Origin of the sequence: Streptomyces sp. 135, from assembly GCF_020026305.1 — a bacterium.
In the GTDB taxonomy this organism is placed as follows: domain Bacteria; phylum Actinomycetota; class Actinomycetes; order Streptomycetales; family Streptomycetaceae; genus Streptomyces.
Genome location: NZ_CP075691.1, coordinates 2,324,023 through 2,350,504 on the forward strand (window position 1 = coordinate 2,324,023; position 26,482 = coordinate 2,350,504).

Annotated in this window: 24 protein-coding genes; 15 read left to right on the forward strand and 9 right to left on the reverse strand. The window is 72.3% G+C overall.

Annotated features, from left to right (window positions below):
- Positions 1-111: 111 nt before the first annotated feature.
- The 4 genes from KKZ08_RS10490 to KKZ08_RS10505 all read right to left on the reverse strand — a co-directional run bounded on the left by KKZ08_RS10490 (position 112) and on the right by KKZ08_RS10505 (position 3,282).
- A complete protein-coding gene (locus KKZ08_RS10490) occupies positions 112-792 on the reverse strand; it encodes a response regulator transcription factor (RefSeq protein ID WP_223774199.1) in 681 nt (226 codons plus the stop codon).
- Positions 789-2,021, reverse strand: coding sequence for a sensor histidine kinase (locus tag KKZ08_RS10495; protein ID WP_223774200.1), 1,233 nt, complete (start codon positions 2,019-2,021; stop codon positions 789-791). The genes KKZ08_RS10490 and KKZ08_RS10495 overlap by 4 nt, the downstream gene beginning before the upstream one ends.
- A 162-nt stretch (positions 2,022-2,183) precedes the next feature.
- Entirely contained in the window at positions 2,184-2,462 is a 279-nt protein-coding gene (locus tag KKZ08_RS10500; protein ID WP_223774201.1) for a hypothetical protein, read from the reverse strand.
- A gap of 22 nt (positions 2,463-2,484) precedes the next feature.
- On the reverse strand, positions 2,485-3,282 hold the full coding sequence (locus KKZ08_RS10505; RefSeq protein ID WP_223774202.1) for a PspA/IM30 family protein: 798 nt from the start codon (positions 3,280-3,282) through the stop codon (positions 2,485-2,487).
- A 256-nt stretch (positions 3,283-3,538) separates the two neighbouring features.
- On the opposite strand from KKZ08_RS10505, the gene KKZ08_RS10510 reads away from it, so the two are divergent.
- From KKZ08_RS10510 to KKZ08_RS10520, 3 genes are all read left to right on the forward strand, one after another.
- Positions 3,539-4,165, forward strand: a complete 627-nt coding sequence (locus tag KKZ08_RS10510) for a DUF3043 domain-containing protein (RefSeq protein WP_223774203.1) — start codon at positions 3,539-3,541, stop codon at positions 4,163-4,165.
- A 74-nt stretch (positions 4,166-4,239) separates the two neighbouring features.
- Positions 4,240-4,947 (forward strand): class I SAM-dependent methyltransferase, encoded by a 708-nt coding sequence (locus KKZ08_RS10515; protein ID WP_223778989.1) that lies wholly within the window; start codon positions 4,240-4,242, stop codon positions 4,945-4,947.
- 79 nt (positions 4,948-5,026) lie between these two features.
- On the forward strand, positions 5,027-5,554 hold the full coding sequence (locus tag KKZ08_RS10520) for a hypothetical protein (RefSeq protein WP_223774204.1): 528 nt from the start codon (positions 5,027-5,029) through the stop codon (positions 5,552-5,554).
- Positions 5,555-5,654: 100 nt separating this feature from the next.
- On the opposite strand, the gene KKZ08_RS10525 is transcribed toward KKZ08_RS10520, so the two are convergent.
- Positions 5,655-5,879 carry a hypothetical protein gene (locus KKZ08_RS10525; protein WP_223774205.1) on the reverse strand — a complete coding sequence of 75 codons (225 nt, stop codon included), beginning with the start codon at positions 5,877-5,879 and terminating at the stop codon, positions 5,655-5,657.
- A 102-nt stretch (positions 5,880-5,981) separates the two neighbouring features.
- On the opposite strand from KKZ08_RS10525, the gene KKZ08_RS10530 reads away from it, so the two are divergent.
- On the forward strand, positions 5,982-7,226 hold the full coding sequence (locus KKZ08_RS10530) for a bifunctional adenosylcobinamide kinase/adenosylcobinamide-phosphate guanylyltransferase (RefSeq protein ID WP_223774206.1): 1,245 nt from the start codon (positions 5,982-5,984) through the stop codon (positions 7,224-7,226).
- 31 nt (positions 7,227-7,257) lie between these two features.
- Here the strand turns inward: KKZ08_RS10530 and KKZ08_RS10535 are convergent, their stop codons facing one another.
- A complete protein-coding gene (locus KKZ08_RS10535) occupies positions 7,258-8,382 on the reverse strand; it encodes a class I SAM-dependent methyltransferase (RefSeq protein WP_223774207.1) in 1,125 nt (374 codons plus the stop codon).
- 165 nt (positions 8,383-8,547) lie between these two features.
- On the opposite strand from KKZ08_RS10535, the gene cobT reads away from it, so the two are divergent.
- From cobT to KKZ08_RS10550, 3 genes are read left to right on the forward strand one after another with little or no spacing between them, the layout of a single operon-like run.
- Positions 8,548-9,675 carry a nicotinate-nucleotide--dimethylbenzimidazole phosphoribosyltransferase gene (gene cobT, locus KKZ08_RS10540; RefSeq protein WP_223774208.1) on the forward strand — a complete coding sequence of 376 codons (1,128 nt, stop codon included), beginning with the start codon at positions 8,548-8,550 and terminating at the stop codon, positions 9,673-9,675.
- A 52-nt stretch (positions 9,676-9,727) separates the two neighbouring features.
- The gene (locus tag KKZ08_RS10545; protein WP_223774209.1) at positions 9,728-11,494 is read left to right on the forward strand and encodes a phosphatidylglycerol lysyltransferase domain-containing protein; all 1,767 of its coding nucleotides are present in this window, start codon (positions 9,728-9,730) and stop codon (positions 11,492-11,494) included.
- Entirely contained in the window at positions 11,491-12,210 is a 720-nt protein-coding gene (locus tag KKZ08_RS10550; protein ID WP_223774210.1) for a hypothetical protein, read from the forward strand. Before KKZ08_RS10545 ends, KKZ08_RS10550 begins: the two co-directional genes overlap by 4 nt.
- Here the strand turns inward: KKZ08_RS10550 and KKZ08_RS10555 are convergent.
- Entirely contained in the window at positions 12,129-12,914 is a 786-nt protein-coding gene (locus KKZ08_RS10555; RefSeq protein WP_223774211.1) for a hypothetical protein, read from the reverse strand. The two genes, KKZ08_RS10550 and KKZ08_RS10555, sit on opposite strands and share 82 nt — an antisense overlap.
- A 66-nt stretch (positions 12,915-12,980) precedes the next feature.
- On the opposite strand from KKZ08_RS10555, the gene KKZ08_RS10560 reads away from it, so the two are divergent.
- The 7 genes from KKZ08_RS10560 (at position 12,981) to KKZ08_RS10590 (ending at position 23,895) form a co-directional block, all read left to right on the forward strand.
- The gene (locus KKZ08_RS10560; RefSeq protein ID WP_223774212.1) at positions 12,981-13,763 is read left to right on the forward strand and encodes an adenosylcobinamide-GDP ribazoletransferase; all 783 of its coding nucleotides are present in this window, start codon (positions 12,981-12,983) and stop codon (positions 13,761-13,763) included.
- Positions 13,764-13,909: 146 nt separating this feature from the next.
- The gene (locus KKZ08_RS10565; RefSeq protein ID WP_223774213.1) at positions 13,910-15,457 is read left to right on the forward strand and encodes a leucyl aminopeptidase; all 1,548 of its coding nucleotides are present in this window, start codon (positions 13,910-13,912) and stop codon (positions 15,455-15,457) included.
- A 298-nt stretch (positions 15,458-15,755) separates the two neighbouring features.
- The gene (lpdA, locus tag KKZ08_RS10570; RefSeq protein ID WP_127910359.1) at positions 15,756-17,144 is read left to right on the forward strand and encodes a dihydrolipoyl dehydrogenase; all 1,389 of its coding nucleotides are present in this window, start codon (positions 15,756-15,758) and stop codon (positions 17,142-17,144) included.
- Between the two features lie 108 nt (positions 17,145-17,252).
- The gene (sucB, locus tag KKZ08_RS10575) at positions 17,253-19,067 is read left to right on the forward strand and encodes a 2-oxoglutarate dehydrogenase, E2 component, dihydrolipoamide succinyltransferase (RefSeq protein WP_223774214.1); all 1,815 of its coding nucleotides are present in this window, start codon (positions 17,253-17,255) and stop codon (positions 19,065-19,067) included.
- A gap of 139 nt (positions 19,068-19,206) precedes the next feature.
- Positions 19,207-19,830, forward strand: coding sequence for a GntR family transcriptional regulator (locus KKZ08_RS10580; protein WP_223774215.1), 624 nt, complete (start codon positions 19,207-19,209; stop codon positions 19,828-19,830).
- A gap of 309 nt (positions 19,831-20,139) precedes the next feature.
- Complete coding sequence (gene aceE / locus KKZ08_RS10585; RefSeq protein ID WP_223774216.1) at positions 20,140-22,845, forward strand: pyruvate dehydrogenase (acetyl-transferring), homodimeric type; 2,706 nt, start codon at positions 20,140-20,142, stop codon at positions 22,843-22,845.
- 78 nt (positions 22,846-22,923) lie between these two features.
- Positions 22,924-23,895: a WYL domain-containing protein gene (locus KKZ08_RS10590; RefSeq protein WP_223774217.1), complete on the forward strand. Its 972-nt coding sequence runs from the start codon at positions 22,924-22,926 to the stop codon at positions 23,893-23,895.
- 41 nt (positions 23,896-23,936) lie between these two features.
- On the opposite strand, the gene KKZ08_RS10595 is transcribed toward KKZ08_RS10590, so the two are convergent.
- Positions 23,937-24,884 (reverse strand): SDR family oxidoreductase, encoded by a 948-nt coding sequence (locus KKZ08_RS10595; RefSeq protein WP_223774218.1) that lies wholly within the window; start codon positions 24,882-24,884, stop codon positions 23,937-23,939.
- Positions 24,885-25,018: 134 nt separating this feature from the next.
- Between KKZ08_RS10595 and KKZ08_RS10600 the strand changes: the two genes are divergently transcribed.
- Entirely contained in the window at positions 25,019-25,540 is a 522-nt protein-coding gene (locus KKZ08_RS10600; protein WP_223778990.1) for a DUF4240 domain-containing protein, read from the forward strand.
- A 16-nt stretch (positions 25,541-25,556) separates the two neighbouring features.
- Here the strand turns inward: KKZ08_RS10600 and KKZ08_RS10605 are convergent, their stop codons facing one another.
- Positions 25,557-26,351, reverse strand: a complete 795-nt coding sequence (locus tag KKZ08_RS10605) for an SDR family NAD(P)-dependent oxidoreductase (RefSeq protein WP_223774219.1) — start codon at positions 26,349-26,351, stop codon at positions 25,557-25,559.
- Between the last annotated feature and the right edge of the window lie 131 nt (positions 26,352-26,482).

Genomic DNA, 26,482 nt, shown 5'->3' on the forward strand with positions numbered 1-26,482 from the left:
GGTGAGCGGCCCGTCCCTCACACCCTCGGCCATGGTCAGGGCGCGCTGCCTCGCTCCCAGGACCATTTCTCGCGCCACACATACTGCGGACGCAGTACGCAGACCCTCGCGTCACTCCACCCTTGGGCGTACCAGGCCCGACTCGTACGCGATGACGACGAGTTGGGCCCGGTCGCGGGCGCCGAGCTTCGCCATCGCGCGGTTCACATGGGTCTTGACGGTGAGCGGGCTGACTTCGAGGCGCTCGGCGATCTCGTCGTTCGAGTGGCCGCCCGCGACCTGGACGAGGACCTCGCGCTCACGGCCGGTGAGCGCGGCCAGGCGCTCGCCGCGCACCGACACCTCGCCGTCCGAACCCTCGCCCTGCGCGAGGAACTTGGCGATCAGCCCCTTGGTGGCCACCGGGGAGAGCAGCGCCTCGCCCGCCGCCGCGATGCGGATGGCGCCGAGCAGTTCGTCGGGCTCCGCGCCCTTGCCGAGGAAGCCGGAGGCGCCCGCGCGCAGCGACTGCACCACGTACTCGTCGACCTCGAACGTCGTCAGCATCACCACGCGTACGTGGGCCAGGGCGGGGTCGGCGCTGATCTGCCGGGTGGCGGCCAGACCGTCCGTGCCGGGCATGCGGATGTCCATCAGGACCACGTCGGCCCGCTCCGACCTGGCGAGCCGCACCGCCTGCGCGCCGTCGGACGCCTCGCCGACCACCTCCATGTCGGGCTCGGAGTCGACGAGCACCCTGAACGCGCTGCGCAGCAGCGCCTGGTCGTCGGCGAGCAGTACGCGGATCGTCACGCGGTCCCTCCCTTTGCCGTGATGACGGGCAGGATCGCATGGACGCGGAAGCCACCGCCGTAGCGGGGTCCGGCCGTGCAGCTGCCGCCGAGGGCCGTGACGCGCTCGCGCATGCCGAGCAGGCCGTGGCCGCCGCCGTCGGTGTTCGGCTTCCGCACGCCGTCGCCGCCCTGGCCGGGGGCCGGGCCGTCGTCGAGGACGGTGACCTCGACGTTCGGCCCTACGCGGACGACGCTGACCTCGGCCTTGGCTTCGCTCCCCGCGTGCTTCTGTACGTTGGTCAGCGCCTCCTGGATGATCCTGAACGCGGCGAGGTCGACGGCCGCGGGCAGGTCGAGGCCGACCTGGCCGAGGGCGACCTCGACGGGCAGGCCGGCGTTGCGGAACGTCTCCACGAGCTCGTCGAGGCGGTGCAGGCCGGGGGCGGGTTCGGTGGGGGCCTCGGGGTCGCCGGTCTGCCGCAACAGGCCGACGGTGGCGCGGAGTTCGTCCAGGGCGGAGCGGCTGGCGTCGCGGACGTGTGCGAGGGCTTCCTTCGCCTGGTCGGGCCGCTTGTCCATGACGTGCGCGGCGACGCCGGCCTGCACGTTGACCAGGGCGATGTGGTGGGCGACGACGTCGTGCAGGTCGCGGGCGATGCGCAGCCGCTCCTCGGCGACGCGGCGCCTGGCCTCTTCCTCGCGGGTGCGTTCCGCCCGCTCGGCGCGCTCCCTTATGGCGTCCACGAAGGCGCGGCGGCTGCGCACCGCGTCGCCCGCGGCGGCGGCCATGCCGGTCCAGGCGAAGATGCCGAGGTTTTCCTGGGCGTACCAGGGCAGCGGGCCCGAGAGCATCGCGACGCCGGTGAGGCCCGCCATGGTGACCAGGCCGATCCGCCAGGTCGTGGAGCGGTCGGTGGTGGCGGCCACGGTGTAGAGCGCGATGACGGCGCACATCACGACGGGTGCGCGGGGTTCGCCGGTGAGCAGTTCCGTGATGGAGGCGGCGCAGGTGGCGGCGAGCACCGTCCAGGGGGCGCGGCGTCTGAAGAACAGCGCGAGGGCGCCGAGGGCCATCAGGAGCAGGCTCGGCAGGTCGGGGGTGCGGGTGCCCCACGTGGGGCCGTGCTCTCCGTTGGGCTCGGCGAAGGAGCCGACGACCATGCAGACGAGGACGGTGGAGGCGAGCGCCGCGTCCACCGCCAGCGGGTGAGTTCGGGCCCAGCCGCGGCCTCGTACGAGTGTGGTCACGGTGCAAACCGTACGGGGCCTTGGCGGGGGCCTGGGCGGATTGCGGGGCTCGGGCTGTCGGCGGGGGTGGGGCTTTGGGGGCTTCGGGGTTTTCTGCGGGTGGGACGTGGCTGGGCGCGCAGTTCCCCGCGCCCCTTACGGGACGTCCGTGTAACGGGGGTGTCAGCCTGGGAAGAGGCCGTCGTCCGAGAGTAGTTCGCGGACCTCTTCCAGGGTCGCGTCCGGGGCGGGGAGGATCAGTTCGGACGGTTCCAGGGCGTCGTCCGGGAGGGGCTCGCCGAGCTCCCGGACCTTGTCCAGGAGCGCGTGGAACGTGCGGCGGAACGCGACGCCGTCACCGCTCCGGATCTCCGTGAGCAGCTCGTCGTCGAGCTTGTTCAGTTCGGCGAAGTGGCTGTCGGCCAGCTTCACCTGCCCCTCCCCCATGATCCGTACGATCATGTCGTCCTCCTCGGACGTAGAGCTACTGCTTGTCGAAGCGCGGGGTGTCCTGCGGCTGCTGCTGCGGCTGGGACTGGCCCTGGCCGCCTTCGATCGCCTGCTGGCCGCCGCTGGAGCCTCCCGCGAGCTCCGCCTTCATGCGCTGGAGTTCCAGCTCTACATCAGTACCACCGGAGAGGCGATCCAGCTCGGACTGGATGTCGTCCTTGGCGAGACCGGAGGAGTCGTCGAGGGCACCGGAGGCGAGCAGTTCGTCGATCGCGCCGGCCCGCGCCTGGAGCTGCGCGGTCTTGTCCTCGGCGCGCTGGATCGCCATGCCGACGTCGCCCATCTCCTCGGAGATGCCGGAGAAGGCCTCGCCGATGCGGGTCTGCGCCTGGGCCGCGGTGTACGTGGCCTTGATGGTCTCCTTCTTCGTACGGAAGGCGTCGACCTTGGCCTGGAGGCGCTGCGCCGCGAGGGTGAGCTTCTCCTCCTCGCCCTGGAGCGTCTGGTGCTGCGTCTCCAGGTCCGTCACCTGCTGCTGGAGCGCGGCCCGCCGGGAGAGGGCTTCACGGGCCAGGTCCTCGCGGCCGAGGGCGAGGGCCTTGCGGCCCTGGTCCTCAAGGGTGGAGGACTGCTTGTTGAGCTGGGCCAGCTGCAATTCGAGACGCTTGCGGGAGGTCGCCACGTCGGCGACGCCGCGGCGCACCTTCTGCAACAGCTCCAGCTGTTTCTGGTACGAGTAATCGAGGGTTTCGCGCGGGTCCTCGGCCCGGTCAAGGGCCTTGTTCGCCTTCGCGCGGAAGATCATCCCCATACGCTTCATGACACCGCTCATGGGCTTCGCGCGCCCCCTTCTGACGGACTTCCAGCTCCAGGTACTGCTCAGAACCCACAGTACGGGCCCTGCATCCATTACCGCACTGTTCGCGTGCGGATGCGCTCATCCCCAAGGACGACTGCGTCCGGCCCTGATCCGGCGTAAGGAGTAGGTGCTCCCCTGGGGCCGACTGGATACCGCCTGCTACGTCCCCTTAGGCACGTAAATCAAGACGCCCGGCGTTGCCGGATCGTTCCCCGTCCGGCTGGGGTCCATGCCCCCGCACCACGTACCCTTGGATTTTGTGTTCCGTAGCCGATCCAAGGAAGAGAAGGCCCCGGCCGCGCAGGCGCCGGTGACCGACTCCAAGCAGCCCCGTGACCCGCAGGCCCCCAAGGGCCGCCCCACCCCCAAGCGCGCCATGGCACAGTCGCAGCGCCGCAGCGTGACCAATACGCCGACGACGCGCAAGGAGGCGGCGAAGCGGCAGCGCGACGAGCGCCGCGCGCAGATGGCGAAGCAGCGCGAGGCCCTGGCCAGCGGTGACGAGCGGTACCTGCCCGCCCGTGACAAGGGCCCGGTGCGCAAGTTCGCCCGCGACTTCGTGGACTCGCGCTTCTGCATCGCCGAGTTCTTCCTGCCGCTCGCGGTGATCATCCTCGTCCTGAGCATGGTCCGCGTACCGCAGTTGCAGAACATCGCGCTGCTGCTCTGGCTCTTCGTGATCGTGCTGATCGTCGTGGACTCGGTCGCCACCGCGTTCCGCCTGAAGAAGCGCCTGGCCGAACGCTTCCCGAACGAGAGCAAGAAGGGCGCTGTCGCCTACGCCTTGATGCGTACGCTCCAGATGCGCCGGCTGCGGCTGCCGAAGCCGCAGGTCAAGCGCGGAGAGCGGCCCTGAGCGGATTCACCGGCGGGGCCAGGGCCTGGCTGGAGAAGCTGGGCGGACTGCGCAACGCCGTGCGTCAGGAGCTGGTGGCCCGGCAGCTCGACGAGCAGATAGTGGCGCGCTTCCCCGTGGGGCAGCGGCTGCGGGTGCTCGACGTCGGCATGGGCCAGGGCACCCAGGCGCTGCGGCTGGCCCGCGCCGGGCACAAGGTGACCGGGATCGAGCGGGACCCCACGATGATCGCCGCCGCGCGTGAGGCGCTCGCCGGGGAACCGGAGGGCATCCAGGGGCGGGTGCGGATCGTCGAGGGCGACGGCCACCAGACCGGGGTGCACTTCCTGCCGGGCAGCTTCGACGTGGTTCTCTGCCACGGCGTACTGATGTACGTCGAGGAGCCCGACGCGCTGCTCGCGGGACTGGCCCGGATGCTGGCGCCCGGCGGGCTGCTCTCGCTCCTCGTGCGGAACGCGGACGCGCTGGCCATGCGGCCGGGGCTCGACGGGGACTGGAGCGGCGCCGTCGCCGCCTTCGACTCCGTCACGTACCGCAACCGCCTGGGCCTAGACGTGCGGGCCGACCGGCTCGACGCGCTGTCGGCGACGCTGGCGGGGATCGCGGCACCGCTCCAGGTCTGGTACGGCGTGCGGGTCTTCACGGACACCGTCCCGGACGGCACGCCGCTGCCCCCCGAGTGGGAGCTGGAGGCGCTGCTGGCCGCCGAGGAGCGGGCGGGGCGCACCGACCCCTATCGGCGGGTCGCCGCGCTGCTGCATCTGTGCGGCGTGCGGGACTAGCGGGACTGGGGCCACGGGCCCGGGAACATGACGTAGGAGCTCCGGCGGCGGCGCCGTCGGCGGGAGAAGTGAGCGACGCATGGCCATGGTGGGCCTCTTCTGGATCGCCCAGGGCGATGTGTACGTGGGCGCGAAGCCGTCCGGCCTCGCGCCCGGGGTGCGGCTGGCCCCCGAGGGCGTGGTGGCCCTCGGCGACGGGCAGTCCGGCCTGCGGCTGTGGGAGGACATACGCGCCCTGACGGTGACGGACGTCCCCGTGAAGTCCCTCATGCGGAAGATCGGCGCGGTCAAGAACCTCGCCGTGGGGACGGTGATGAACCTGGCGGTGCCCATGGTCACCGGCCCGACGGAGGAGACCCCGCCGATGATGACGCTGCGCGTGGCGTCGGCCGGCGGTGACCTCGACCTGCTGGCGTACTCCGCCGCGGCCGTCGGCTACCCCCCGGCCGAGGTCGACCTCTCCCGCGCCCTTCTGGCGCGCCTCACCGAGGGCGCCGCGACGATGGCCACGACCCTTGCCGCGATGTCGGAGTGGGGCCGCACGTGGGAGGGCGGGACCCCGCGGGCCGCGGAGCGGGAGAAGCTGCTGCGGGAGTGGGTGGGCTAGCGCCCGGTCGCAGGAGAGGCGGTGGCCGGGGGGGCCGGCCGCCGCCTCTCGTATGTTGGCGTGTCGTATGTCCGCGTGTCGTATGTCCGCGTGGGGCCCGCTACGCCTGCGCGTCCTCCGCGTCCGGGTGCAGGCTCATCGGGCCGTAGATCTTGGTCGCGTCCTCGAAGAGGGAGACCTGATCGGCGCCGCCCTCGGCCAGTTCCTTCCAGTACTCACCGACCCAGGACTCGGCGTCACCCTGTGTGGTGAACTCCTCCGGGGTCAGCGCGGGCTGGACCTCCGTCCCGTCCGCCTTCTCGAACCGCCACGTCCATGCTGCCATCGTCAGCCTCCCGAGGGTCCCGTAGCGGCTTGGGAGCCGCCTGAATCCGCTTGAAGCCTAGCCGGGCGCGCGGCGCCGGACCCGACGCGGGAGGATCTTCGTGTGGAACTGACTCTGCTCGGCACCGGCGCCCCCGAAGGACTGCCCCTCCCCGGCTGCCCCTGCGCGGCCTGCGCGACCGCCCTCGATGACGCGGCGCGCGCGGCCACCGCGCTGCTCGTGGACGGCGTCCTGCTGCTCGACCTCACGCCCGGCGCGGCCTTCGCGGCGGCCCGCGCGGGGCACTCGCTCGGCGGTGTGCGCCAGGTCCTGCTCTCCCATCCGCACGACGGGCCCGCCGTGGAGGTCCCGGCCGGCCTCCCGCAGCCCGGTCGCGTCGCCGACGGGCGGGAGCTGGCGCTGCTGACCGGCCACCGGGTGCGGGCGGTGGCGCTGGACGCGCCCGGCTCGGGGTACGAGGTGACGGGCCCGGACGGCGAACGGCTGCTGTACCTGCCGCCCGGCGGCGCCCCCGCGGGGCTCGCCGACGGCGACGGCAACGGCTTCGGCCTCGGCTTCACCGGGGCGCACGGCGGGCGGCCCGCGTACGAGATGGTCCTCGCCGACGTCCTCGGGCGTCCCGACGGGCTCGCCCGGCTGCGCGCGGCCGGTGCTGTCGGACCCACCACCGATGTCATCGCCGTCCACATCGGCCACGAGGTGCCGCCGGGGGCGGAGCTGACGCGCCGGCTCGCGGCCGCGGGCGCGCGGGCCGTGCCGGACGGGACGACGCTCGTCGTCGGCGCCTACGAGAACGTACCGGACGTGCCGCGCCGCACCCTCGTCCTCGGCGGCGCCCGCTCGGGCAAGTCGGTGGAGGCCGAGCGGCGCCTGGAGGCCTTCCCCGAGGTGCTGTACGTCGCGACGGGCGGGACCAGGAACGGCGACGCCGAGTGGGCTGACCGGGTGAGCCTGCACCGCGAGCGGCGCCCCGGCTCGTGGCGGACCGCGGAGACCTGCGACCTCATGCCGCTGCTGAAGGACGACGGGCCGCCGCTGCTCATCGACTGCCTGTCGCTGTGGCTGACCCACGTCATGGACGAGGTGAACGCGTGGGACGACGCCGAGTGGGCGGGCGGCGGCGAGCGGCGGCTGCGGGGGCGGGTCGCCGAGCTGGCGGACGCGGTGCGCGCCACCCGGCGCACGGTGGTCGCCGTCTCGAACGAGGTCGGTTCCGGCATCGTCCCCGCGACCGCGTCGGGCCGCCGCTACCGCGACGAACTGGGCCGCCTGAACGCGGCGTTCGCCGCCGAGTGCGAGCACGTGCTTCTCGTCGTGGCGGGACAGGCGCTGGCGCTGCGCGGCTGACCCGGCCGGCCTTCCGGTCGCCGCGCGTACGTCAGGTGGCCTCGCCCCTGCGCGCGATGACCCGGTAGGTGTTGGAGAAGCCGACGCGGGTGAGCAGCGGGGCCAGGAGCCGGTCGAGGGCCTGGGCGAGGGTCAGCACCGGCACGGCGGCCCACCACGCGGCGCGGCGGATCGTGAGGCCGAGCCGGGGCGCGGGCCTGGCGCGCCAGGGGACGTCGGCCCGGGGCAGGCAGCGGTCGAGGAAGAGGGCGAGCGCCCCGCTCAGGTCGGCGGGCACATGCGAGGCGCGGCGCTCGACGCGCACCACCGTGAAGCCGAGTTCCTCGAGTCCCGCGCGGAGGTTGGCGAGCGGCACGAGGTGCAGGTGCCGGGGCTGCGAGTACGACGGCCACCACCTGCCGAGCAGTCGGGCGTACCGGCAGCCGGGGTCGGGGGACTCGATCATCAGGTGGCCGCCGGGGCGCAGGACGGTCCTCGCCGCCGCGAGTTCCGCGCGGGGGTCGGGGCCGCGCTCCAGTTGGTGGAAGAGGCTCAGGGCGTCGTACCGGCCCGCGAGGCGGTCGGCGAGTCCGGTCAGGGTGCCGCGGTGGCCCTCCTCGACCCGGCCTCGGCGCACGGCCACCTCGATGCCCTTGCCGGGGTCGAGCCCGTCGAAGGACGTGTACGGCAGGACCTGCTTGGCGAGGGCCGGGAAGAGCGCCCGCCCGGTGCCGACGTCCAGCCAGCACTCGGGCTCGTCGAACTCGCGCAGGGCGCGGGCACGGGCCAGATGGCGCCGGTCGGTGGGTCTGGCGCCGAGGAGTCTGCCGAGCGCCTTGCTGCCCATGCCCCCGACGCCGCCGGCCCCGCCCAGTCCCCCCAGGCCGCCGAGGCCGCCGAGGCCCTCCCGGTGGCAGAGGTCGCGGTGGTAGAAGGCCAGGCCTTCGGGGGTGAGGCGGGGGTTCTGGAAACAGTGGCCGCAGTGGGCGCACTGGTCGAGCGTGAAGGTGCCCGGCTTGTGCTGGACCAGGTCGGTGGTGCGCAGCCGGGGCCGCAGCCGCGGGGAGCCGCACCAGGGGCAGGCACGGCGGCGGGGCTCGTGGAACCGCTCGGTTCCCTGGGCGAGGGCGGCGAGGTAGGCGGGGCGTCGTTCGGCGATCCGCTGGGCGACGTCCATGGCGTACTCCTGAAGTGTGCGGCTTTGGTGGATTAGGTCCGGCAATGACGTTATGTGCCCAATGAGGCACATGCCGTAACCGCCGGGGAGCTCCCGCCGGACGGTGGTCCCGGCCCTCGGGGCCGTTCGAACACCGGCGCCCGGCCTGCCGGTACTGTTCGGCGAATGAGCTCGCTGAATCTCGACGACTTCACCGACCTGATCGAGCGGCCCGACGGCGGGGTGCGCCGCGACGCCGAGGAGCGCAGGGAGCGGCAGATCCTGCCGCCCGGATCCCTGGGCCGCCTCGACGAGCTGGGCGAGTGGCTGTCGGCGGCCCAGGCCGCGGTGCCGGTGCGGCCCGTCGAGCGGCCGCGCGTGGTGCTGTTCGCGGGCGACCACGGCGTCTCCGAGCTCGGTGTCTCGGCGCGGCCCGCGGGGAGCGCCGCCGCTCTCGTCCGTGCCGTCCTGGCCGGCGAGAGTCCGGTGACCGTGCTCGCGCGCCGCCTCGACGTGCCCGTACGCGTCGTCGACATGGCGCTCGACTGCGACCCGGCCGAGCTGCCCGCCGAGGTCGCAGGGCACCGGGTGCGGCGCGGTTCGGGGCGTATCGACATCGAGGACGCGCTGAGCGCCGAGGAGGCCGAGCGGGCGGTGCGCGCCGGCATGGCCGTAGCCGACGAGGAGGCCGACTCCGGCACCGATCTGATCGTGCTCGGCGATGTGAGCGTCGGGGGTACGACGCCCGCCGCGACGCTGATCGCCGCGCTCTGCGGCACCGACGCGTCCGTGGTGACCGGGCGGGGCGGCGAGGCCATCGACGACCTGGCGTGGATGCGCAAGTGCGCGGCGGTGCGGGACGCCCTGCGGCGGGCGCGGCCCGTGCTCGGCGACCAGCTGGAGCTGCTCGCGACGGTGGGCGGCGCCGACCTGGCCGCGATGACGGGCTTCCTGTTGCAGTGCGCGGTGCGGCGTACGCCGGTGATCCTCGACGGCGTGGTGGCGTCGGCGGCGGCGCTGGTGGCCCAGCGGGTCGCCTTCCGGGCGCCGGACTGGTGGCTCGCGGGGCACGACAGCGGGGAGCCGGCCCAGGCCAAGGCGTTGGACCGGATGGCCCTTGAGCCCCTCCTGGACCACGGGGTCAGGGTCGGCGAGGGCGCCGGGGGTCTGCTGGCCCTGCCGCTGGTGCAGGCGGCCGCGGCCCTGTCGGCGGAGCTGCCGGAGCGGGCCGCCGCCGCGGAGACCGAGGCGGAGGCCGAGAGGGACACCGAAACGGAGGCCCAGGCGGAGCCTGCCATTCCGCCCACCGAGTAGGCGTCCGGCGGCACGGAACGGCACGACGGCCTTGCCCATATGATCCCTTTTTATGGGAGTTGAGCAGGTTGTCACCAGGCAACGGAAACCACGCACCGTCACACAACGCCGCGCCGCCGGTTTCACCGTCTGGTATCTCCGCGCCGTCACGTTCATCAACTTCCTCAGCGCGGTCTGGGTCTCCCTCGGGCAGGACCTGCGGCAGCACAACACGGAGAACTACTTCACCCCGTACCTGCTGACCGCGGGCTTCGCGTCCGGGGCGTTCACGATGTTCCTGGCGATCACGATGCGGCGCCGCAAGCGCGCCGCGTGGATCCTCAACGTCGTACTCAGCGGGCTCTTCCTGCTGCTCTTCGCCTTCGCGATGTGCTTCCCGGAGGTCCGGCGGTACGCGCAGAACTGGATCTCCCTCGTCCTGACCGCCGCCTTCGTCGCGGCGCTGGTCATCGGGCGACGCGAGTTCTACGCCAAGGGCGACCGGTCCAACCCGAGGCTGGCTTCGGCCGTGGCGGTCGGCGGGCTCCTCGTGACGTCGCTGATCGCCGCGCTGCTCGTCACCGTCACCAACCGCGCCCAGGACGGCGACCGTTCGGCCTTCCTCGACCGGTGGCGCTACGGCACCATGCGCCTGGTCTCGCTGGCCGCCGACGACCAGCGCTTCGAAGGCATCACCACGCCCGGCTGGGTCAACGTCTCCATCAACGTCCTCAGCGCGCTGCTGCTCTGCGCCGTCCTGTACGCGGCGTTCCGCTCCCGCAGGGCCGTCGATCCGCTCAGCGAGGAGGACGAGGAGCGGCTGCGCGCACTGCTCGCCCGGCACGGCGAGCGCGACTCGCTCGGTTACTTCGCGCTGCGCCGCGAGAAGAGCGTCGTCTGGTCACCGACCGGCAAGGCGGCGGTCGCGTACCGCGTCGTCGGCGGCGTCTCCCTGGCCTCCGGCGACCCCATCGGCGACCCGGAGGCCTGGCCGGGGGCGATCGAGCCGTGGCTCGCCGAGGCCCGCGAGCACGGCTGGATCCCCGCCGTGATGGGCGCGAGCGAGGAGGGGGGCACGATCTACGCCCGGCACGGCCTGGACGCTCTGGAGCTGGGCGACGAGGCGATCGTGGAGACGGCGGAGTTCAGCCTGGAGGGGCGGGCCATGCGCACCGTCCGCCAGGCGTACAACCGCGTCAGGCGCGCGGGCTACACCGTGCGCATCCGCCGCCACGAGGACATTCCGCCCGACGAGATGGCGGAACTGCTGCGGCGCGCCGACGACTGGCGCGACGGCGCCACCGAGCGCGGCTTCTCCATGGCGCTCGGACGGCTCGGCGACCCCGCGGACGGGCGGTGCGTGATGCTGGAGTGCACGGACGCCGACGGCGAGCTGAGGGCGGTGCTCTCCTTCGTGCCGTGGGGGCCGCGCGGGCTCTCCCTGGACCTGATGCGGCGCGACCGCGACAGCGAGAACGGCCTGATGGAGTTCATGGTCATCGAACTCCTCCAGCGCGCCCCCGAGATCCAGGTCACGCAGGTCTCGCTCAACTTCGCGATGTTCCGGTCGGTCTTCGAACGTGGCTCGCGGCTCGGCGCGGGCCCGGTCCTTCGCCTGTGGCGGTCGCTGCTCAGCTTCTTCTCCCGGTGGTGGCAGATCGAATCCCTCTACCGCGCCAACGCCAAGTACCGGCCGATCTGGGAACCCCGCTTCCTCCTCTTCGAGAAGAGCGGCGACCTGCCGCGCATCGGCATCGCGTCGGCGCGCGCGGAAGGCTTCCTCGAAGCGCCGGGACTGCCGAAGTTCCTGCACCGCAAGCATCTGGAGTCGAGACGATGAGCACCCTGGCCCGCTTCGCCCGCGCCGAGTGGAGACCCCTCGTCTCCACCGTGCGCGACGCGCTCGTCGCCCGGCGATGGCGGGCCGTGCCCATGACGCTCGCGGCGGTCTGCCTCACCGCGCTCCTGCAGTACGTGCAGAACCGGTCCTGGGGATACCAGTTCGTCCAGAACGTCGGCGCCGTGCGCGCCGACGACCCCCTGTGGCTCGCGCTCCTGCGCACCCCGCTCTCCCTCTTCGTGCCCGCGCTCGACCTGCCCGTATGGGGTGCGCTCGCGCAGATCCTGCTCGTCTTCGGGATCGCCGAGATCTGCCTCGGCCGGCGGCGCGCGCTCCTCATCGCGTCCGTGGCCACGCTGGCCGGCACGCTCTACGCGCGCGTGGGCATCGAGCTGGGCCCCGGCAGCCCCGTCGGCCTGCCCGCCTCGGACGCGCGGGTCGTCGACACGGGCCCGTCCGCCGCCGTCGTGGGCCTCGCGCTGTACGTGTGCTGGCGCCACCGGGCGTACTGCACCGCGGCCCTGGTGTCCGCCCTGATGGTCGTCGAGGTGATCGTCAAGGACAACCTCGCGGGCAAGGAGCACTTGGCGGCGATCGCGGCCGTGCTGGTGCTCTGCGCGCTCTCCGCGGTGCTTCACCGAGGCGGCGGCAAGCGCTCCGGGTCCGCGTCACGGTACGGCTTCGGGTCGGGCGAGAAGCCGCCGATCCAGTCCTGAAGCCTGCGGCGCGGCCTCGCCCAGCGGCGGTCGTGGCGGAAGGCGCGCAGGCCCGCACGCGCGCGTGTCCGGGGCCGGTCGCGGTAGAAGCGCCGCGCCCACGCCGATCCCGGCCGGGCCAGCCGGACCGCGCCGACCAGCGCGACGAGCGGGATCACCATGCCGATCAGGGCGGTACGCAGCTTGCCCTTGAGGAGCGCGATCAGGGCGAAGGCACAGTTCAGCCCGATGTTCAGCGCCAGCAGGCCGCGGTTGTGCCGCTCGACGGCCGTCAGGTCGTCGACCCCGAACGGCGTGAAGCCGGTGAGCACCAGGACGACCAGGGCGGCCGTGAGCATCACGACCTCCACGCTCTTGCGGCCCTGCTCGCTCCAGTAGACGTCGTCGAGGTGGAGGATCAGCGCGAACTCGTCGAGCACGAGGCCGGCGCCGGTCCCGAAGATGACGGCGGCGTACAGCGGGGCGGCACCGTGCCGCCCGGCGGCCGCCGCCCAGAACCCGCCGACCAGCATGAGGAAGATGCCCGGCACGACGTGGTGGACATGCACCTTGCCCGAACTGATGTTCCGGAACGGGCCCTTGCCCGCCCGGATGAGCCGGGTGATCGTCCGCGTGACGAGGAACGACCCGACGAAGGAGAGCAGCGCGAGCAGCAGCGGCAGCTTCCCCGGCTCGACGACGTTCCGGTACCACCAGTCGCTCATGCGGCCATCCTCCGTCCCCGCAGGGCGATCCGCAGGGCGGCCCGTCGCCCGGGGTAGCCTGCCGCGGTGTCCAGAACCTCCCCCGCCGACGGCATACGTTTCGCCTTCGGCACCCTCACCGCGCTCCCCGTCAGGGTCACCCGCTGGGACCGCGGAGCCGCGCGCGCCGGCATGCAGTGCGCCCCCCTCGCCGGCCTGGTGATCGGCCTCTGCGCGGCGGGTGTCGGCGGCGCCCTGACGCTGCTCGGCGCCGGGCCCCTGCTCGCCGCCGTGGCGACCGTCGCCACGCCCGCCGCCCTCACCCGCGGCCTGCATCTCGACGGCCTCGCGGACACCGCCGACGGCCTCGGCAGCGCCAGGCCCGCCGACGACGCGCTGCGCGTCATGAAGCAGTCCGACATCGGCCCCTTCGGCGTCCTCACCCTGCTCTTCGTGCTCCTCGCCCAGGTCGCCGCGGTCTGCCGGCTCTACGAGAGGTCCTGGGCGGAAGGCGCCGTCGCCGTCGTCGTCTCGGCCACCGCCGCCCGGCTCGCCCTCACCCTGGCCGCCCGCGCCGGAGTGCCCCCGGCCCGCCCCGAAGGCCTCGGCGCCGCCGTCGCCGGGGTCGTGCCGCGAGGACGGGCACTGCTGGTCGCGGCGGTCGTCACGGGCGCGGCGGCGGGCGCGGGCGCACCGCTCGGTACGTACGGCATCGCGCGGGCGGCGGCCTGTGTGGTCCTCGCGCTCGGCGCCGCCGAACTGCTGCTCCGCCACTGCGTACGACGGTTCGGCGGCGTCACCGGAGACGTCTTCGGCGGCCTCGCCGAGACGGCGGCGACCACCGCTCTGGTGGTGCTCGTGCTCGGCTGACTCCCGGGTCGGCGGAAACCGCCGCGTACGCGACACTCCATCGAACACACACAGTCAGGCGCACCGCAGCGCTCACGGGCGTAGGCTCGCGACGGGCTCACCACCCCACAGCCCGTCGAAACCAACCGAAAGAGGACCTCACCACCGTGACTGCTCTGACTCTCAGCACCGCCGCCGCGTCCGGCCTGCGTGCCGACGCGATCGTCGTCGGTGTCGCGAAGGGCTCTGGCTCCAAGGGGGCTCTGGTCGTCGCACCCGGCGCCGAGTCCGTGGACAAGGCGTACGACGGCAAGCTCGCCTCGGTCCTGGAGACCCTCGGCGCCTCGGGCGGCGAGGGCGAGGTGACGAAGCTGCCCGCGCCGTCCGGCATCAAGGCCCCGGTCGTCGTCGCGGTCGGCCTCGGCGAGGTCCCGGAGAAGGACGAGACGTACGGCACGGACGCGCTGCGCCGTGCCGCAGGCGTCGCCGCCCGCGCCCTGACCGGCGTGAAGAAGGCCGCGTTCGCGCTGCCCGTCGAGGACGCCGACGACATCTGCGCCCTCGGCGAGGGCGCGCTGCTCGGCGCGTACTCCTTCGTCGCGTACAAGGACCAGGGCGACACCAAGCCCGCGAAGAAGAACGGCAAGGACGCCAAGGCGCCGCTCGCCGAGGCCGTCCTGCTCGGCGGCAAGCCCCGCGACAAGGCGTACAAGGCCGCGGTCGAGCGCGCCACCGCCGTGGCCGAGGAGCTGAACCGCGCCCGCGACCTGGTCAACACCCCGCCGAACGACCTCGACCCCGAGGCCTTCGCGGCGGTCGCCACCGCGGCCGCCAAGGAGCACGGCATCAAGGTCCAGGTGCTCGACGAGAAGGCGCTCACCAAGGGCGGCTACGGCGGCATCCTCGGCGTCGGCGCGGGCTCGGACGCCCCGCCGCGCCTGGTGAAGCTCTCGTACACGCACTCCAAGGCCAAGAAGCACCTCGCCTTCGTCGGCAAGGGCATCACGTACGACTCGGGCGGCATCTCGCTGAAGCCCGCCGGTCACAACGAGACCATGAAGTGCGACATGGCCGGTGCCGCGGCGGTCTTCGCCGCCGTCGTCGCCGCCGCGCGCCTCGGCCTCGAAGTGAACGTCACCGGCTGGCTGGCGCTCGCCGAGAACATGCCGTCCGGTTCCGCCACCCGCCCCGGCGACGTCCTGCGGATGTACAGCGGCAAGACCGTCGAGGTCCTGAACACCGACGCCGAGGGCCGTCTGGTGCTGGCCGACGCCATCGCCAAGGCCTCCGAGGAGCGGCCCGACGCGATCGTCGACGTGGCGACCCTGACCGGCGCCATGATGGTGGCGCTCGGCAACCGCACCTTCGGCATCATGGCCAACGACGACGCCTTCCGTACGTCGGTCCACGAGATCGCCGAGGAGGTCGGCGAGCCGTCCTGGCCCATGCCGCTCCCCGCCGAACTGCGCAAGGGCATGGACTCCGCCACCGCCGACATGGCCAACATCGGCGACCGGATGGGCGGCGGCCTGGTCGCCGGCCTCTTCCTCCAGGAGTTCGTGGGCGAGGGCATCATCTGGGCGCACCTCGACGTGGCGGGCCCGGCCTTCCACGAGGGCGCGCCGTTCGGCTACACCCCCAAGGGCGGCACCGGCACCGCGGTCCGCACCCTGGTCCGCCTCGCCGAGCGCACCGCCGCGGGCGACCTGGGCTGATTCGCGAGCATCGCCTCGGGGCTCCGGACGTTCCACGCGTCCGGGGCCCCGCGTGATTTCGCCCTCGACGAAATCCGTACGTTCGTACACGGCAGAACCGCTGGAGACGGCTGATCGGACGTCTCACAGCCTGGCCCGGCGTCCCGCCTCCCGTCGACAAGTGCGAAGATGGGTTCTCGGCAGGACAGGGCCCCCACCAAAGGGCCGAAACAAGAGCGGCCGAATACCAGCCGACCGACCGGTCGTCCCCCGCGCAAAAGGGGTCCGGCGTACGGCGCACATGCATGGAGGACGTGACGTGGCGAACGACGCCAGCACCGTTTTCGACCTAGTGATCCTCGGCGGCGGTAGCGGCGGTTACGCCGCGGCCCTGCGCGGAGCGCAGCTGGGCCTGGACGTCGCCCTGATCGAGAAGAACAAGCTCGGCGGCACCTGCCTGCACAACGGCTGCATCCCCACGAAGGCGCTGCTGCACGCCGGCGAGATCGCCGACCAGGCGCGCGAGGCCGACCAGTTCGGCGTGAAGGCCACCTTCGAGGGCATCGACATCGCGGCCGTCCACAAGTACAAGGACGACGTCATCTCCGGCCTCTACAAGGGCCTCCAGGGACTCGTCGCCTCCCGCAAGGTGACGTACATCGAGGGTGAGGGCAAGCTCTCCTCCCCGACCTCCGTGGACGTGAACGGGCAGCGGATCCAGGGGCGCCACGTGCTCCTCGCGACCGGTTCCGTGCCGAAGTCGCTGCCGGGCCTGGAGATCGACGGCAACCGCATCATCTCCTCGGACCACGCGCTGACCCTGGACCGCGTGCCGGAGTCCGCGATCATCCTGGGCGGCGGCGTCATCGGCGTCGAGTTCGCCTCGGCGTGGAAGTCCTTCGGGACCGACGTCACGGTCATCGAGGGCCTCAAGCACCTCGTGCCCGTCGAGGACGAGAACAGCTCCAAGCTCCTTGAGCGCGCGTTCCGCAAGCGCGGCATCAAGTTCAACCTCGGCACCTTCTTCGAGAAGGCCGAGTACACCGAGAACGGCGTGCGCGTCACCCTCGCCGACGGCAAGACCTTCGAGGCCGAGGTCCTCCTGGTCGCCATCGGCCGCGGCCCGGTCTCCCAGGGCCTCGGCTACGAGGAGCAGGGCGTCGCCATGGACCGCGGCTACGTCCTGGTCGACGAGTACATGCAGACCAACGTCCCGACGATCTCGGCCGTGGGCGACCTGGTGCCGACGCTCCAGCTCGCGCACGTCGGCTTCGCCGAGGGCATGCTGGTGGCGGAGCGCCTGGCCGGTCTCAAGCCCGTCCCGGTCGACTACGACGGCGTGCCCCGGGTGACGTACTGCCACCCCGAGGTCGCCTCCGTGGGCATCACCGAGGCCAAGGCCAAGGAGATCTACGGCGCGGACAAGGTCGTCGCCCTCAAGTACAACCTCGCGGGCAACGGCAAGAGCAAGATCCTCAAGACCGCGGGCGAGATCAAGCTCGTCCAGGTCAAGGACGGTGCCGTGGTCGGCGTCCACATGGTCGGCGACCGCATGGGCGAGCAGGTCGGCGAGGCCCAGCTGATCTACAACTGGGAGGCGCTGCCGGCCGAGGTCGCCCAGCTCATCCACGCCCACCCGACGCAGAACGAGGCGCTGGGCGAGGCCCACCTGGCCCTCGCGGGCAAGCCGCTGCACTCCCACGACTGATCTTCAGTCTTCGGGCGCGACGAGACGACGACCAGACTTCCTTCCCCAAGCTCTCGACTACGCTCGAGCAGGGGAGGCCCCAATCTTTTGTAAGGAGCAACTGAAACCATGGCGGTTTCCGTATCCCTTCCGGCGCTCGGCGAGAGCGTCACCGAGGGCACTGTCACCCGTTGGCTGAAGGCCGAAGGCGAGCGCGTCGAGGCCGACGAGCCGCTGCTCGAGGTCTCGACCGACAAGGTCGACACCGAGATCCCGGCCCCCGCCTCGGGCATCCTGGCCTCCATCAAGGTCGCCGAGGACGAGACGGTCGAGGTCGGCGCCGAGCTGGCCGTCATCGACGACGGCTCGGGCGACGCGGGCGGTTCGGCCGCCCCGGCGCAGGCCGAGGCCCCGGCCGCCCCCGCCCCCGCGCAGGAGGAGGCCCCGGCCGCCCCCGCGCAGGAGGAGGCCCCCCAGCAGCAGGCCCCCGCCCAGTCCGGCGGTTCCGCCGAGGGCACCGAGGTCACCCTGCCCGCGCTCGGCGAGTCCGTCACCGAGGGCACCGTCACCCGTTGGCTGAAGGAGGTCGGCGAGGAGGTCGCGGCCGACGAGCCCCTCCTGGAGGTCTCGACGGACAAGGTCGACACCGAGATCCCCTCGCCCGTCTCGGGCGTTCTCCTGGAGATCGTCGTCGGCGAGGACGAGACCGCCGAGGTCGGCGCGAAGCTCGCCGTCGTCGGTGCGCCCGGTGCCGCCCCGGCCCCGGCCAAGGAGGAGGCCCCGGCCGCCCCCGCGCAGCAGGAGGCCCCCAAGCAGGAGGCTCCGAAGCAGGAGGCCCCGAAGCAGGAGGCCCCGAAGCAGGAGGCCCCCAAGCAGGAGGCCCCGGCTCCGGCCCAGCCCGCCGCTCCGGCTGCCGCTCCCGCCGCCCCGGCCCAGCCCGCCGCTGCCGCTCCGGCTCCGGCGCAGCGCCGCCCGGCGCAGGCTCCCGCCGCCCTGGCCCAGCAGTCGGCCCCGGCCGACGACGGCGCCTACGTGACCCCGCTGGTCCGCAAGCTGGCGTCCGAGAACGGCGTGAACCTCTCCGAGGTCACCGGTTCCGGTGTCGGCGGCCGCATCCGCAAGCAGGACGTCATCGCCGCCGCCGAGGCCAAGAAGGCCGCCCCGGCCCCGGCCGCCGCCGCGCCGAGCGCCCCCAAGGCCCCGGCCCTGGAGGCGTCCCCGCTGCGCGGGCAGACCGTCAAGATGACCCGCATGCGCAAGGTCATCGGCGACAACATGATGAAGGCCCTGCACTCGCAGGCCCAGCTGACCTCGGTCGTCGAGGTCGACATCACCAAGCTGATGAAGCTGCGCGCCAAGGCCAAGGACGCCTTCGCCGCCCGCGAGGGCGTCAAACTGTCCCCGATGCCGTTCTTCGTCAAGGCCGCCGCCCAGGCACTGAAGGCCCACCCGGTCATCAACGCCCGCATCAACGACGACGAAGGCACCATCACCTACTTCGACGCGGAGAACATCGGCATCGCCGTCGACGCCGAGAAGGGCCTGATGACCCCGGTCATCAAGGGCGCGGGCGACCTCAACATCGCCGGCATCTCCAAGAAGACCGCCGAACTGGCCGGCAAGGCCCGCGGCGGCGGCCTCACCCCGGACGACATGTCGGGCGCCACCTTCACCATCTCCAACACCGGCTCGCGCGGCGCCCTGTTCGACACGGTCATCGTGCCGCCGAACCAGGCCGCCATCCTCGGCATCGGCGCCACCGTCAAGCGCCCGGTCGTCATCAACCACCCCGACCTCGGCGAGACCATCGCCGTACGGGACATGACGTACCTCTCGCTCTCCTACGACCACCGCCTGGTCGACGGAGCCGACGCCGCCCGCTACCTGACCGCCGTCAAGGCGATCCTGGAAGCCGGCGAGTTCGAGGTCGAGCTCGGCCTGTAGTACCGGCGCCCGGTGAGGCTGTAACACTCGTCTCATCAGCACGTACGCCCCCGTTCGGAGTTATCCGGGCGGGGGCGTCGCCGTATTGTCTAGGGGTCACACGCCCTTGGGGTCCGCAGCCCCTGCCGGAGGAGCTCTCATGACCGCGCCCGTCGTTCACTCGCTGCGCGAACAGATCCGCGAGCACATCGTCGAGGGGATCGTCAGCGGGCGCTGGAAGCCGGGCGAGCGCATCGTGGAGCGTCGGATCGCCGTGGAGCTGGAGGTCTCGCAGACCCCGGTGCGCGAGGCGCTGCGGGAGCTGGAGACGCTGCGGCTCATCGAATCGGCGCCCAACAAGGGCGTGCGCGTACGGAACCTGACCGCCGCCGACCTGGAGGAGAGCTACCCCGTGCGGGCGGGCCTGGAGGCGATCGCCGCCGAGCTGGCGGCCGAGCGCCTCGCCGAGGACTGCTCGGCCCTGGAGCCCCATGTCGCGGCCCTCTACGAGGCGGACCGCGCCGCCGACGGCACCGGGCAGGTGCGGCACACCGTGGCCTTCCACCGGGAGCTGGTGCGGGCCGCGGACAACTCCGTGCTGCTGCACACCTGGGAGGGCCTCGGCATCGAGGTCTTCACCGCCCTGTCGATCCGCTGGCTGGGCACGGTCCAGCAGTCGTACGCGGAGGAGCACGAGGCGCTGGTGTCCGCCTTCCGGCGGCGTGATCCGGCCATCGCGGAGCTGGTCAAGTCCCACGTCCTGGGGTGCGCCCCGCGGGCCTGAGCCCCGGTCGTCCGCTCATCCGTGTCCCCGTGGCCGCAGACGTGCTCCCACCTGCGTAAACCCTTCAAATCGAAGGCACCGCGTGCCCGCTTTGCTGGCACCGGATGCCTACTTTCTCGGTATGGAGAGGTTTTCGCCTTCAACCCTTTGATCGATCATCGATCACGGAGTTACAGTCTCCGACGGGGTTGTGGCGGAGCCGCACAAACGACTCCCCACCAGAACCTCACGCCCTGTCCTGCCAAAGACAACGGGCACCCCCACCCCTTACCGAACAGGGGACCCCCTCCGACTCAGGAAGGCGGCGCAATGACCGACCCCTCCGCAATCCAGCCGAGCGAGCTCGACCAGCTCCCGGACCGCGACCCCGAGGAGACCGCCGAATGGCAGGCCTCCCTGGACGCCGTTACCCAGGCGGCCGGGCCGCACCGTGCCGCGTACCTGATGCGCCGCACGCTGGAGCGTGCCGAGGGCGCGGGCCTGGCGCTGCCCAAGCTCCTCGAGACCGACTACGTCAACACCATTCCCACCTCCGCCGAGCCCGCCGTCGAGGGTGACGAGGAGATGGAGCGGAAGATCACCGCGTGGAACCGCTGGAACGCGGCCGCGATGGTCACCCGCGGTTCGAAGCACGGCGTCGGCGGCCACATCGCGACCTTCGCGTCCGCCGCCTGGCTGTACGAGACCGGCTTCAACCACTTCTTCAAGGGCAAGGAGTCCGGCGAGGCCGCCGGCTCCGGCGACCAGCTCTACATCCAGGGCCACGCCTCCCCCGGCATCTACGCCCGCGCCTTCCTCGACGGCCGTCTGAACGAGGCGCAGCTCGACAACTTCCGCCAGGAGGCGGGCGGCAACGGCCTGCCGTCCTACCCGCACCCGCGCCGCCTGCCCTGGCTGTGGGAGTTCCCGACGGTCTCCATGGGCCTCGGCCCGCTGTCGGCGATCTACCAGGCGCGCTTCAACCGCTACCTCACCAACCGCGGCATCAAGGACGTCTCCGCCTCGCACGTGTGGGCGTTCCTCGGTGACGGCGAGATGGACGAGCCCGAGTCGACGGCGGCCCTCGCACTGGCCGCGCGCGAGGGTCTCGACAACCTCACGTACGTCATCAACTGCAACCTCCAGCGCCTCGACGGCCCGGTCCGCGCCAACTTCCGCGTGGTGCAGGAGCTGGAGGCCCAGTTCCGCGGCGCCGGCTGGAACGTCATCAAGGTCCTGTGGGGCAACGCCTGGGACGAGCTGTTCCAGCTCGACACCACCGGCGCCCTGGTCCGCCGCCTGCGCGAGGTGCCGGACGCACAGTTCCAGACGTACGCGACGCGCGACGCCGCCTACATCCGCGAGCACTTCTTCGGCTCCGAGCCCGCGCTCGTCGAGCTGGGCAAGCTGCTGAGCGACGACAAGATCAGCGAGTGCTTCCACCTCTCGCGCGGCGGCCACGAGGCCCGCAAGGTCTACGCGGCCTACCGTGCGGCGCTCACCCACAAGGGCGCGCCGACCGTGATCCTCGCGCAGACGGTCAAGGGCTTCACGCTCGGCAAGGGCTTCGAGTCCAAGAACGCCAACCACCAGATGAAGAAGCTGACGGTGGACGAGTTCAAGGACATGCGGGACCTCCTCGAGCTGCCGATCCCGGACAGCGCCTTCGTCGACGGCCAGGTGCCCTACGGCCACCCCGGCGCCGACTCCCCCGAGGTCCGCTACCTCCAGGAGCGCCGCGCGGCCCTCGGCGGCCCGGCCCCGGCCCGCCGCACGCAGCCGCTGGCCCCGCTGCCGGCCGCCGCGGACAAGACGTTCGCCTCCTTCGACAAGGGCTCCGGCTCGCAGAACGTGGCGACGACCATGGCGTTCGTACGCCTGGTCAAGGACCTCGTACGCGACAAGGAGACCGGCAAGCGCTGGGTGCCGATCGTCCCCGACGAGGCGCGCACCTTCGGCATGGAGTCGCTCTTCCCCTCGCTCGGCATCTACTCGCCGAAGGGCCAGACGTACGAGCCGGTCGACCGCGACCAGCTGATGTACTACAAGGAGGCCAAGGACGGCCAGATCCTCAACGAGGGGATCACCGAGGCCGGTTCCATGGCGGACTTCATCGCCGCGTCCACGTCGTACGCGACGCACGGCGAAGCGATGATCCCCTTCTACATCTTCTACTCGATGTTCGGCTGGCAGCGCACGGCCGACCAGATGTGGCAGCTCGGCGACCAGCTCGGCCGCGGCTTCCTCGTCGGCGCCACGGCCGGCCGTACGACGCTGACGGGTGAGGGCCTCCAGCACGCGGACGGTCACTCACCGGTGATCGCGGCGACCAACCCGGCCGCGCTCTCCTACGACCCGGCGTTCGCGTACGAGATCGCCGCGATCGTCAAGGAGGGTCTGCGCCGCATGTACGGCGAGGCCCACGAGGGCGAGGACCAGAACGTCTTCTACTACCTCACCGTCTACAACGAGCCCATGCCGCAGCCCGCGAAGCCCGCGGGCGTCGACGAGGGCATCGTGCGCGGCCTCTACCGCTTCAACACGGCGGAGTCCGCGGGCCTCTCCCCTGCGGCCAACGCCGCGCGCATCCAGCTGCTCGGCTCCGGCACCGCCATCCACTGGACCCTGAAGGCCCAGCAGATGCTCGCCGAGGAGTGGGGCGTGGCCGCCGACGTGTGGTCCGCGACGTCCTGGACCGAGCTGCGCCGTGACGCCCTGGAGGCGGACGAGGCGCTGCTGCGCGGCGAGGAGCGCACCCCCTACATCCGTACGGCGCTGGAGGGCGCGCAGGGCCCGGTGCTCGCGGTCTCCGACTACATGCGCCAGGTCCCGGACCAGATCGCGCAGTGGGTCGAGCAGGACTACTCCTCGCTCGGCGCGGACGGCTTCGGCCTCTCCGACACGCGTGACGCGGCGCGCCGCCACTTCGGCATCGACGCGGAGTCGATCGTCGTCGCGGCGCTCGCGCAGCTCGCCCGCCGCGGCGAGGTGCCCGCGTCCGCGGTGAAGGAGGCCCGGGCCAAATACGGCCTGTAGGCACTCGGTACGTCGATGCGGGCCCCTGCCATCGGCGGGGGCCCGCACCCGTGTGTGCGGGACGGCATCATGGACGCCATGCGCGCTGCCCGCCTGATCAAGATGGTGCTCCTGCTCCAGGCCCGGCCCTCCATGACCGCCGCCGAGCTGGCCGCCGAGCTGGAGGTGTCGGAGCGCACCATCACGCGGGACGCGCAGGCGCTGTCGGAGGCGGGCGTGCCCGTCTACGCCGACCGGGGGCGGACCGGCGGCTACCGGCTCATCGGCGGCTACCGCACGCGGCTCACCGGGCTCGGCCGCAGCGAGGCCGAGGCGCTGTTCCTCTCCGGGGTGCCGGGCGCGCTGCGGGAGATGGGTCTTGAGGACGCGGCCTCGGCGGCCCGTCTGAAGGTGTCGGCGGCGCTCATGCCCTCGCTGCGGGACGCCCCGCACAGCGCCTCGCAGCGGTTCCATCTGGACGCGCCGGGCTGGTTCAAGGAGTCGCCCGCGCCCGAGCTGCTGCCCGCCGTCGCGGACGCGGTCTGGGACGACCGGCGGATCACCGCCCGCTACCGCCGCCAACAGGGCGAGGTGGAGCGGGAGTTGGAGCCGTACGGGCTCGTGCTCAAGGCGGGCGTCTGGTATCTGTGCGCACGGGTGCCCGATTCCGGCTCGCACCGCGTGTACCGCATCGACCGGTTCACCGCGGTCGCCGTCGGCGAGGAACGCTTCATACGGGACGAGGAGTTCGACCTGCCGGCCTTCTGGGAGGAGCGGGCGGCGCAGTTCGCGCGGGCGATCCTGCGGACGGAGGTCGTGGTGCGGCTCACCGAGGCGGGCGTGCGTCAGCTGCCGTACGCCACCGACCGGGTGGTGGCGCGGGAGGCCATGGAGAGCGCCGGTGAGCCCGACGCGACGGGCAGGGTGACGGCCACCCTGCCCGTCGAGAGCGACGACGTGGCGTACACGCAGCTCATGGCGCTCGGCCCGGAGGTGGAGGTGCTGGAGCCCGCCACGCTGCGGGAGCGGTTCGCGGAAGCGGCGGCGCGCTCGGCGGCGCTCTACCGGTAGCTGTACCGCGGAGCTGGACCGCGATCGCTGTACCGGTAGCTCTACCGATAGCCGGTGACGTCCGCCGTGCCGCTCTCCTGGTCGACCTCCGTGATGTACCGCCAGGCGTCGGGCGCCGAGCCGTCGACGTCGGTGAAGCCGTACTCCTTGGCGAGACCGCCGCTGGAGAGCGACGCGCCGTTGTGGCGGGCCACGTCGGGGTCGGCGGCGAGGGCGACGAGCGCCCGGCCGACGAAGGCGGGCGTCTCGGAGATCGCGAAGTGCGGGTTCTGCTCGCAGCCCGCCCGCCAGTTCTCCTCGGTCACCTTGAAGTGGGTGTCGAGCATGGCTTCGGAGCGCAGCCAGCCGGGGGACAGCGCGAGGGCCGTGCAGCCGTACTCCGCCAGCTCCTCGGCGAGGTCGCGGGCCATCCGCAGCGGGGCGGCCTTGGCGAGGTCGTAGTAGAAGGGCTTGCGGTAGTGGGGGCCGTTGTACTCGGCGGTGCCGTCGGTGACCTCGACGACCAGGCCGCCGGGGTTCTTGACGAGCAGCGGCAGCGCGTACCGGCTGGTGACGATGTGGGTCTCGATGCCGAGGCGCAGGACGCGCAGGCCCTTGTCGAGGTCGTGCTCCCACATCTTCTTGTCCCACTCGACGTGCAGGTCGCCGCCCCAGATGTCGTTGACGAGGATGTCCAGGCGGCCCTGCTCGCGGTCGATCCGCTCGACGAGGGAGGCGACCTGTGCGGGCTCCAGGTGGTCGGTGGGCACGGCGATGCCCGAGCCGCCGGCGGCGTCGACCAGCTCGGCGGTCTCCTCGATGGTCTCGGTGCTGCGGCCGACCTCGCTGACGCGCTCGCGCGTGGTGCGTCCCGTGACGTAGACGGTGGCTCCGGCACGGCCCAGTTCCACGGCCATGGCGCGGCCCGCGCCGCGCGTGGCACCGGCGACGAGGGCGATCCTTCCGGTCAGCGGCCGTGCGGAGCGGGTCGCTTGCTGTGTGGTCTCCATGTCCTTGAGGCTTCCACCAAAAGGCGACAACTCCTGTCGGTCTTTCCATCGGCATGTGCGCGCATAACGAGACAGCCGCATTCCGGCGCACTCCGCGTGCGCCCCCACTCCGCAGGGCCGATGCTGGACCCGTGATGGACGAGACGGAGTTCTGGGAGATCGTGGACAGCACCCGCGAGGCCGCCGGCGGCGACCCCGAGGACCACGCCGAGCTGCTCGTCGAGAGACTGCTGCGGCACGACCCGGACTCCGTCCTCGACTTCGCCCGCCACTTCGAGGCCCGGTACAACCGCGCCTACCGCTGGGACCTGTGGGGCGCCGCCTGGGTGCTGCTCGGCGGCGCGAGCGACGACGCCTTCGACTACTTCCGGTGCTGGCTGATCGGCCAGGGCCGGGAGGTCTTCGAGGGCGCCCTGCACGACCCCGACGCGCTCGCCGATCTCCTGGACGACTTCGACGAGGAGCTGGACGGCGACGGCGAGGAGCTCGGTTACGCGGCCGATGAGGCGTACGAGCAGCTCACCGGCCTCGTCGCACCGGACCTCGGCATCCTGCCCGCCCCGCCCGAACCGGTGGGCACGCCCGTGGACTTCGAGGACGACGCGGTGATGGCGCAGCGCTATCCGAAGCTGTGGGGCCGCTTCATGAGCGACTGAGCCGCGGCCGCGCGGTTCAGTAGTGGGTGCCGCCGTCGATGCGCACCTCGGTGCCGGTGATGAAGCGGCCGTCGTCCGAGGCGAGCATGGCCACGACGGACGCGACGGTCTCGGGACCGGCGAAGCCCTGGCCGAGGGCGGGCGCCAGCTTCACGAACAGGCTCATGTCGGCGTCCTCGGGCAGACCGGGGCCAAGGCTCTGCCGGCTCGCGCCCGAACCGTCCGTCATCCCGGAGGAGATGGAGCCGGGCTGGACGGCGGTGAACCGGATGCCCTGCTTCGCGTACTCGGCGGCGAGGGCGTGCGTCATGGACTGGATGCCGCCCTTGCTGGCCGCGTACGCCGCCATGTACGGGTGGGCGAACATCGCCGAGGTGGAGCTGAAGTTGACGACGGCGGAGCCCTCGCCCCGGAGCAGCGCCGGTATCGCCTCGCGGATCATCAGGAAGGTGCCGGTGAGGTTGACGGCGATGACCTGGTTGAAGGCGTCGAGGGTGGTCTCGTGGGTGTGCGAGGAGCGCAGAATGCCCGCGGCGTTGACCAGGACGTCGAGGCCCCCGAGCGCGGCCGTGGCGGTGGCGACACCGGCGCGGACCGAGGCCTCGTCGGCGATGTTCACGACGGCGGTGGTGAGGCGCTCCGCGTCCGTGCCCGCCTTGGCGGCAGTGTCCTTCAGGCCGTCCTCGCTGACGTCGGCGGCGACGACCCTGCCGCCCTCGGCCAGCATGCGCAGCACGGTCGCCTGCCCGATGCCGGAGCCGCCGCCGGTGACCAGGGCGCGGCGTCCCTCGTAACGGTTCAGGGTCTGCATGTCGTACTCCCACTCCTGGAGCTCTCGGCTCCGCTCGCTTCTCCCGGGCTCGCTTCCCCGGGCACGTCCTTCACAGTACGCCTGGGTGGCACAATGTGCCATCTAGGCCCACGGTGCCGGTGTGCTGGTGT

Excerpts from the sequence above, each read along its gene's own strand:
- cobT (WP_223774208.1), top strand. The coding sequence starts at position 8,548 with ATGAGCTCGCTGAATCTCGACGACTTCACCGACCTGATCGAGCGGCCC.
- KKZ08_RS10580 (WP_223774215.1), top strand. The coding sequence starts at position 19,207 with ATGACCGCGCCCGTCGTTCACTCGCTGCGCGAACAGATCCGCGAGCAC.
- KKZ08_RS10555 (WP_223774211.1), bottom strand. The coding sequence starts at position 12,914 with ATGAGCGACTGGTGGTACCGGAACGTCGTCGAGCCGGGGAAGCTGCCG.
- aceE (WP_223774216.1), top strand. The coding sequence starts at position 20,140 with ATGACCGACCCCTCCGCAATCCAGCCGAGCGAGCTCGACCAGCTCCCG.
- KKZ08_RS10520 (WP_223774204.1), top strand. The coding sequence starts at position 5,027 with ATGGCCATGGTGGGCCTCTTCTGGATCGCCCAGGGCGATGTGTACGTG.
- KKZ08_RS10550 (WP_223774210.1), top strand. The coding sequence starts at position 11,491 with ATGAGCACCCTGGCCCGCTTCGCCCGCGCCGAGTGGAGACCCCTCGTC.
- KKZ08_RS10525 (WP_223774205.1), bottom strand. The coding sequence starts at position 5,879 with ATGGCAGCATGGACGTGGCGGTTCGAGAAGGCGGACGGGACGGAGGTC.
- KKZ08_RS10545 (WP_223774209.1), top strand. The coding sequence starts at position 9,728 with ATGGGAGTTGAGCAGGTTGTCACCAGGCAACGGAAACCACGCACCGTC.
- KKZ08_RS10590 (WP_223774217.1), top strand. The coding sequence starts at position 22,924 with ATGCGCGCTGCCCGCCTGATCAAGATGGTGCTCCTGCTCCAGGCCCGG.
- KKZ08_RS10500 (WP_223774201.1), bottom strand. The coding sequence starts at position 2,462 with ATGATCGTACGGATCATGGGGGAGGGGCAGGTGAAGCTGGCCGACAGC.
- KKZ08_RS10535 (WP_223774207.1), bottom strand. The coding sequence starts at position 8,382 with ATGGACGTCGCCCAGCGGATCGCCGAACGACGCCCCGCCTACCTCGCC.
- KKZ08_RS10595 (WP_223774218.1), bottom strand. The coding sequence starts at position 24,884 with ATGGAGACCACACAGCAAGCGACCCGCTCCGCACGGCCGCTGACCGGA.
- KKZ08_RS10510 (WP_223774203.1), top strand. The coding sequence starts at position 3,539 with ATGCCCCCGCACCACGTACCCTTGGATTTTGTGTTCCGTAGCCGATCC.
- sucB (WP_223774214.1), top strand. The coding sequence starts at position 17,253 with ATGGCGGTTTCCGTATCCCTTCCGGCGCTCGGCGAGAGCGTCACCGAG.
- KKZ08_RS10605 (WP_223774219.1), bottom strand. The coding sequence starts at position 26,351 with ATGCAGACCCTGAACCGTTACGAGGGACGCCGCGCCCTGGTCACCGGC.
- KKZ08_RS10600 (WP_223778990.1), top strand. The coding sequence starts at position 25,019 with ATGGACGAGACGGAGTTCTGGGAGATCGTGGACAGCACCCGCGAGGCC.
- KKZ08_RS10505 (WP_223774202.1), bottom strand. The coding sequence starts at position 3,282 with ATGAGCGGTGTCATGAAGCGTATGGGGATGATCTTCCGCGCGAAGGCG.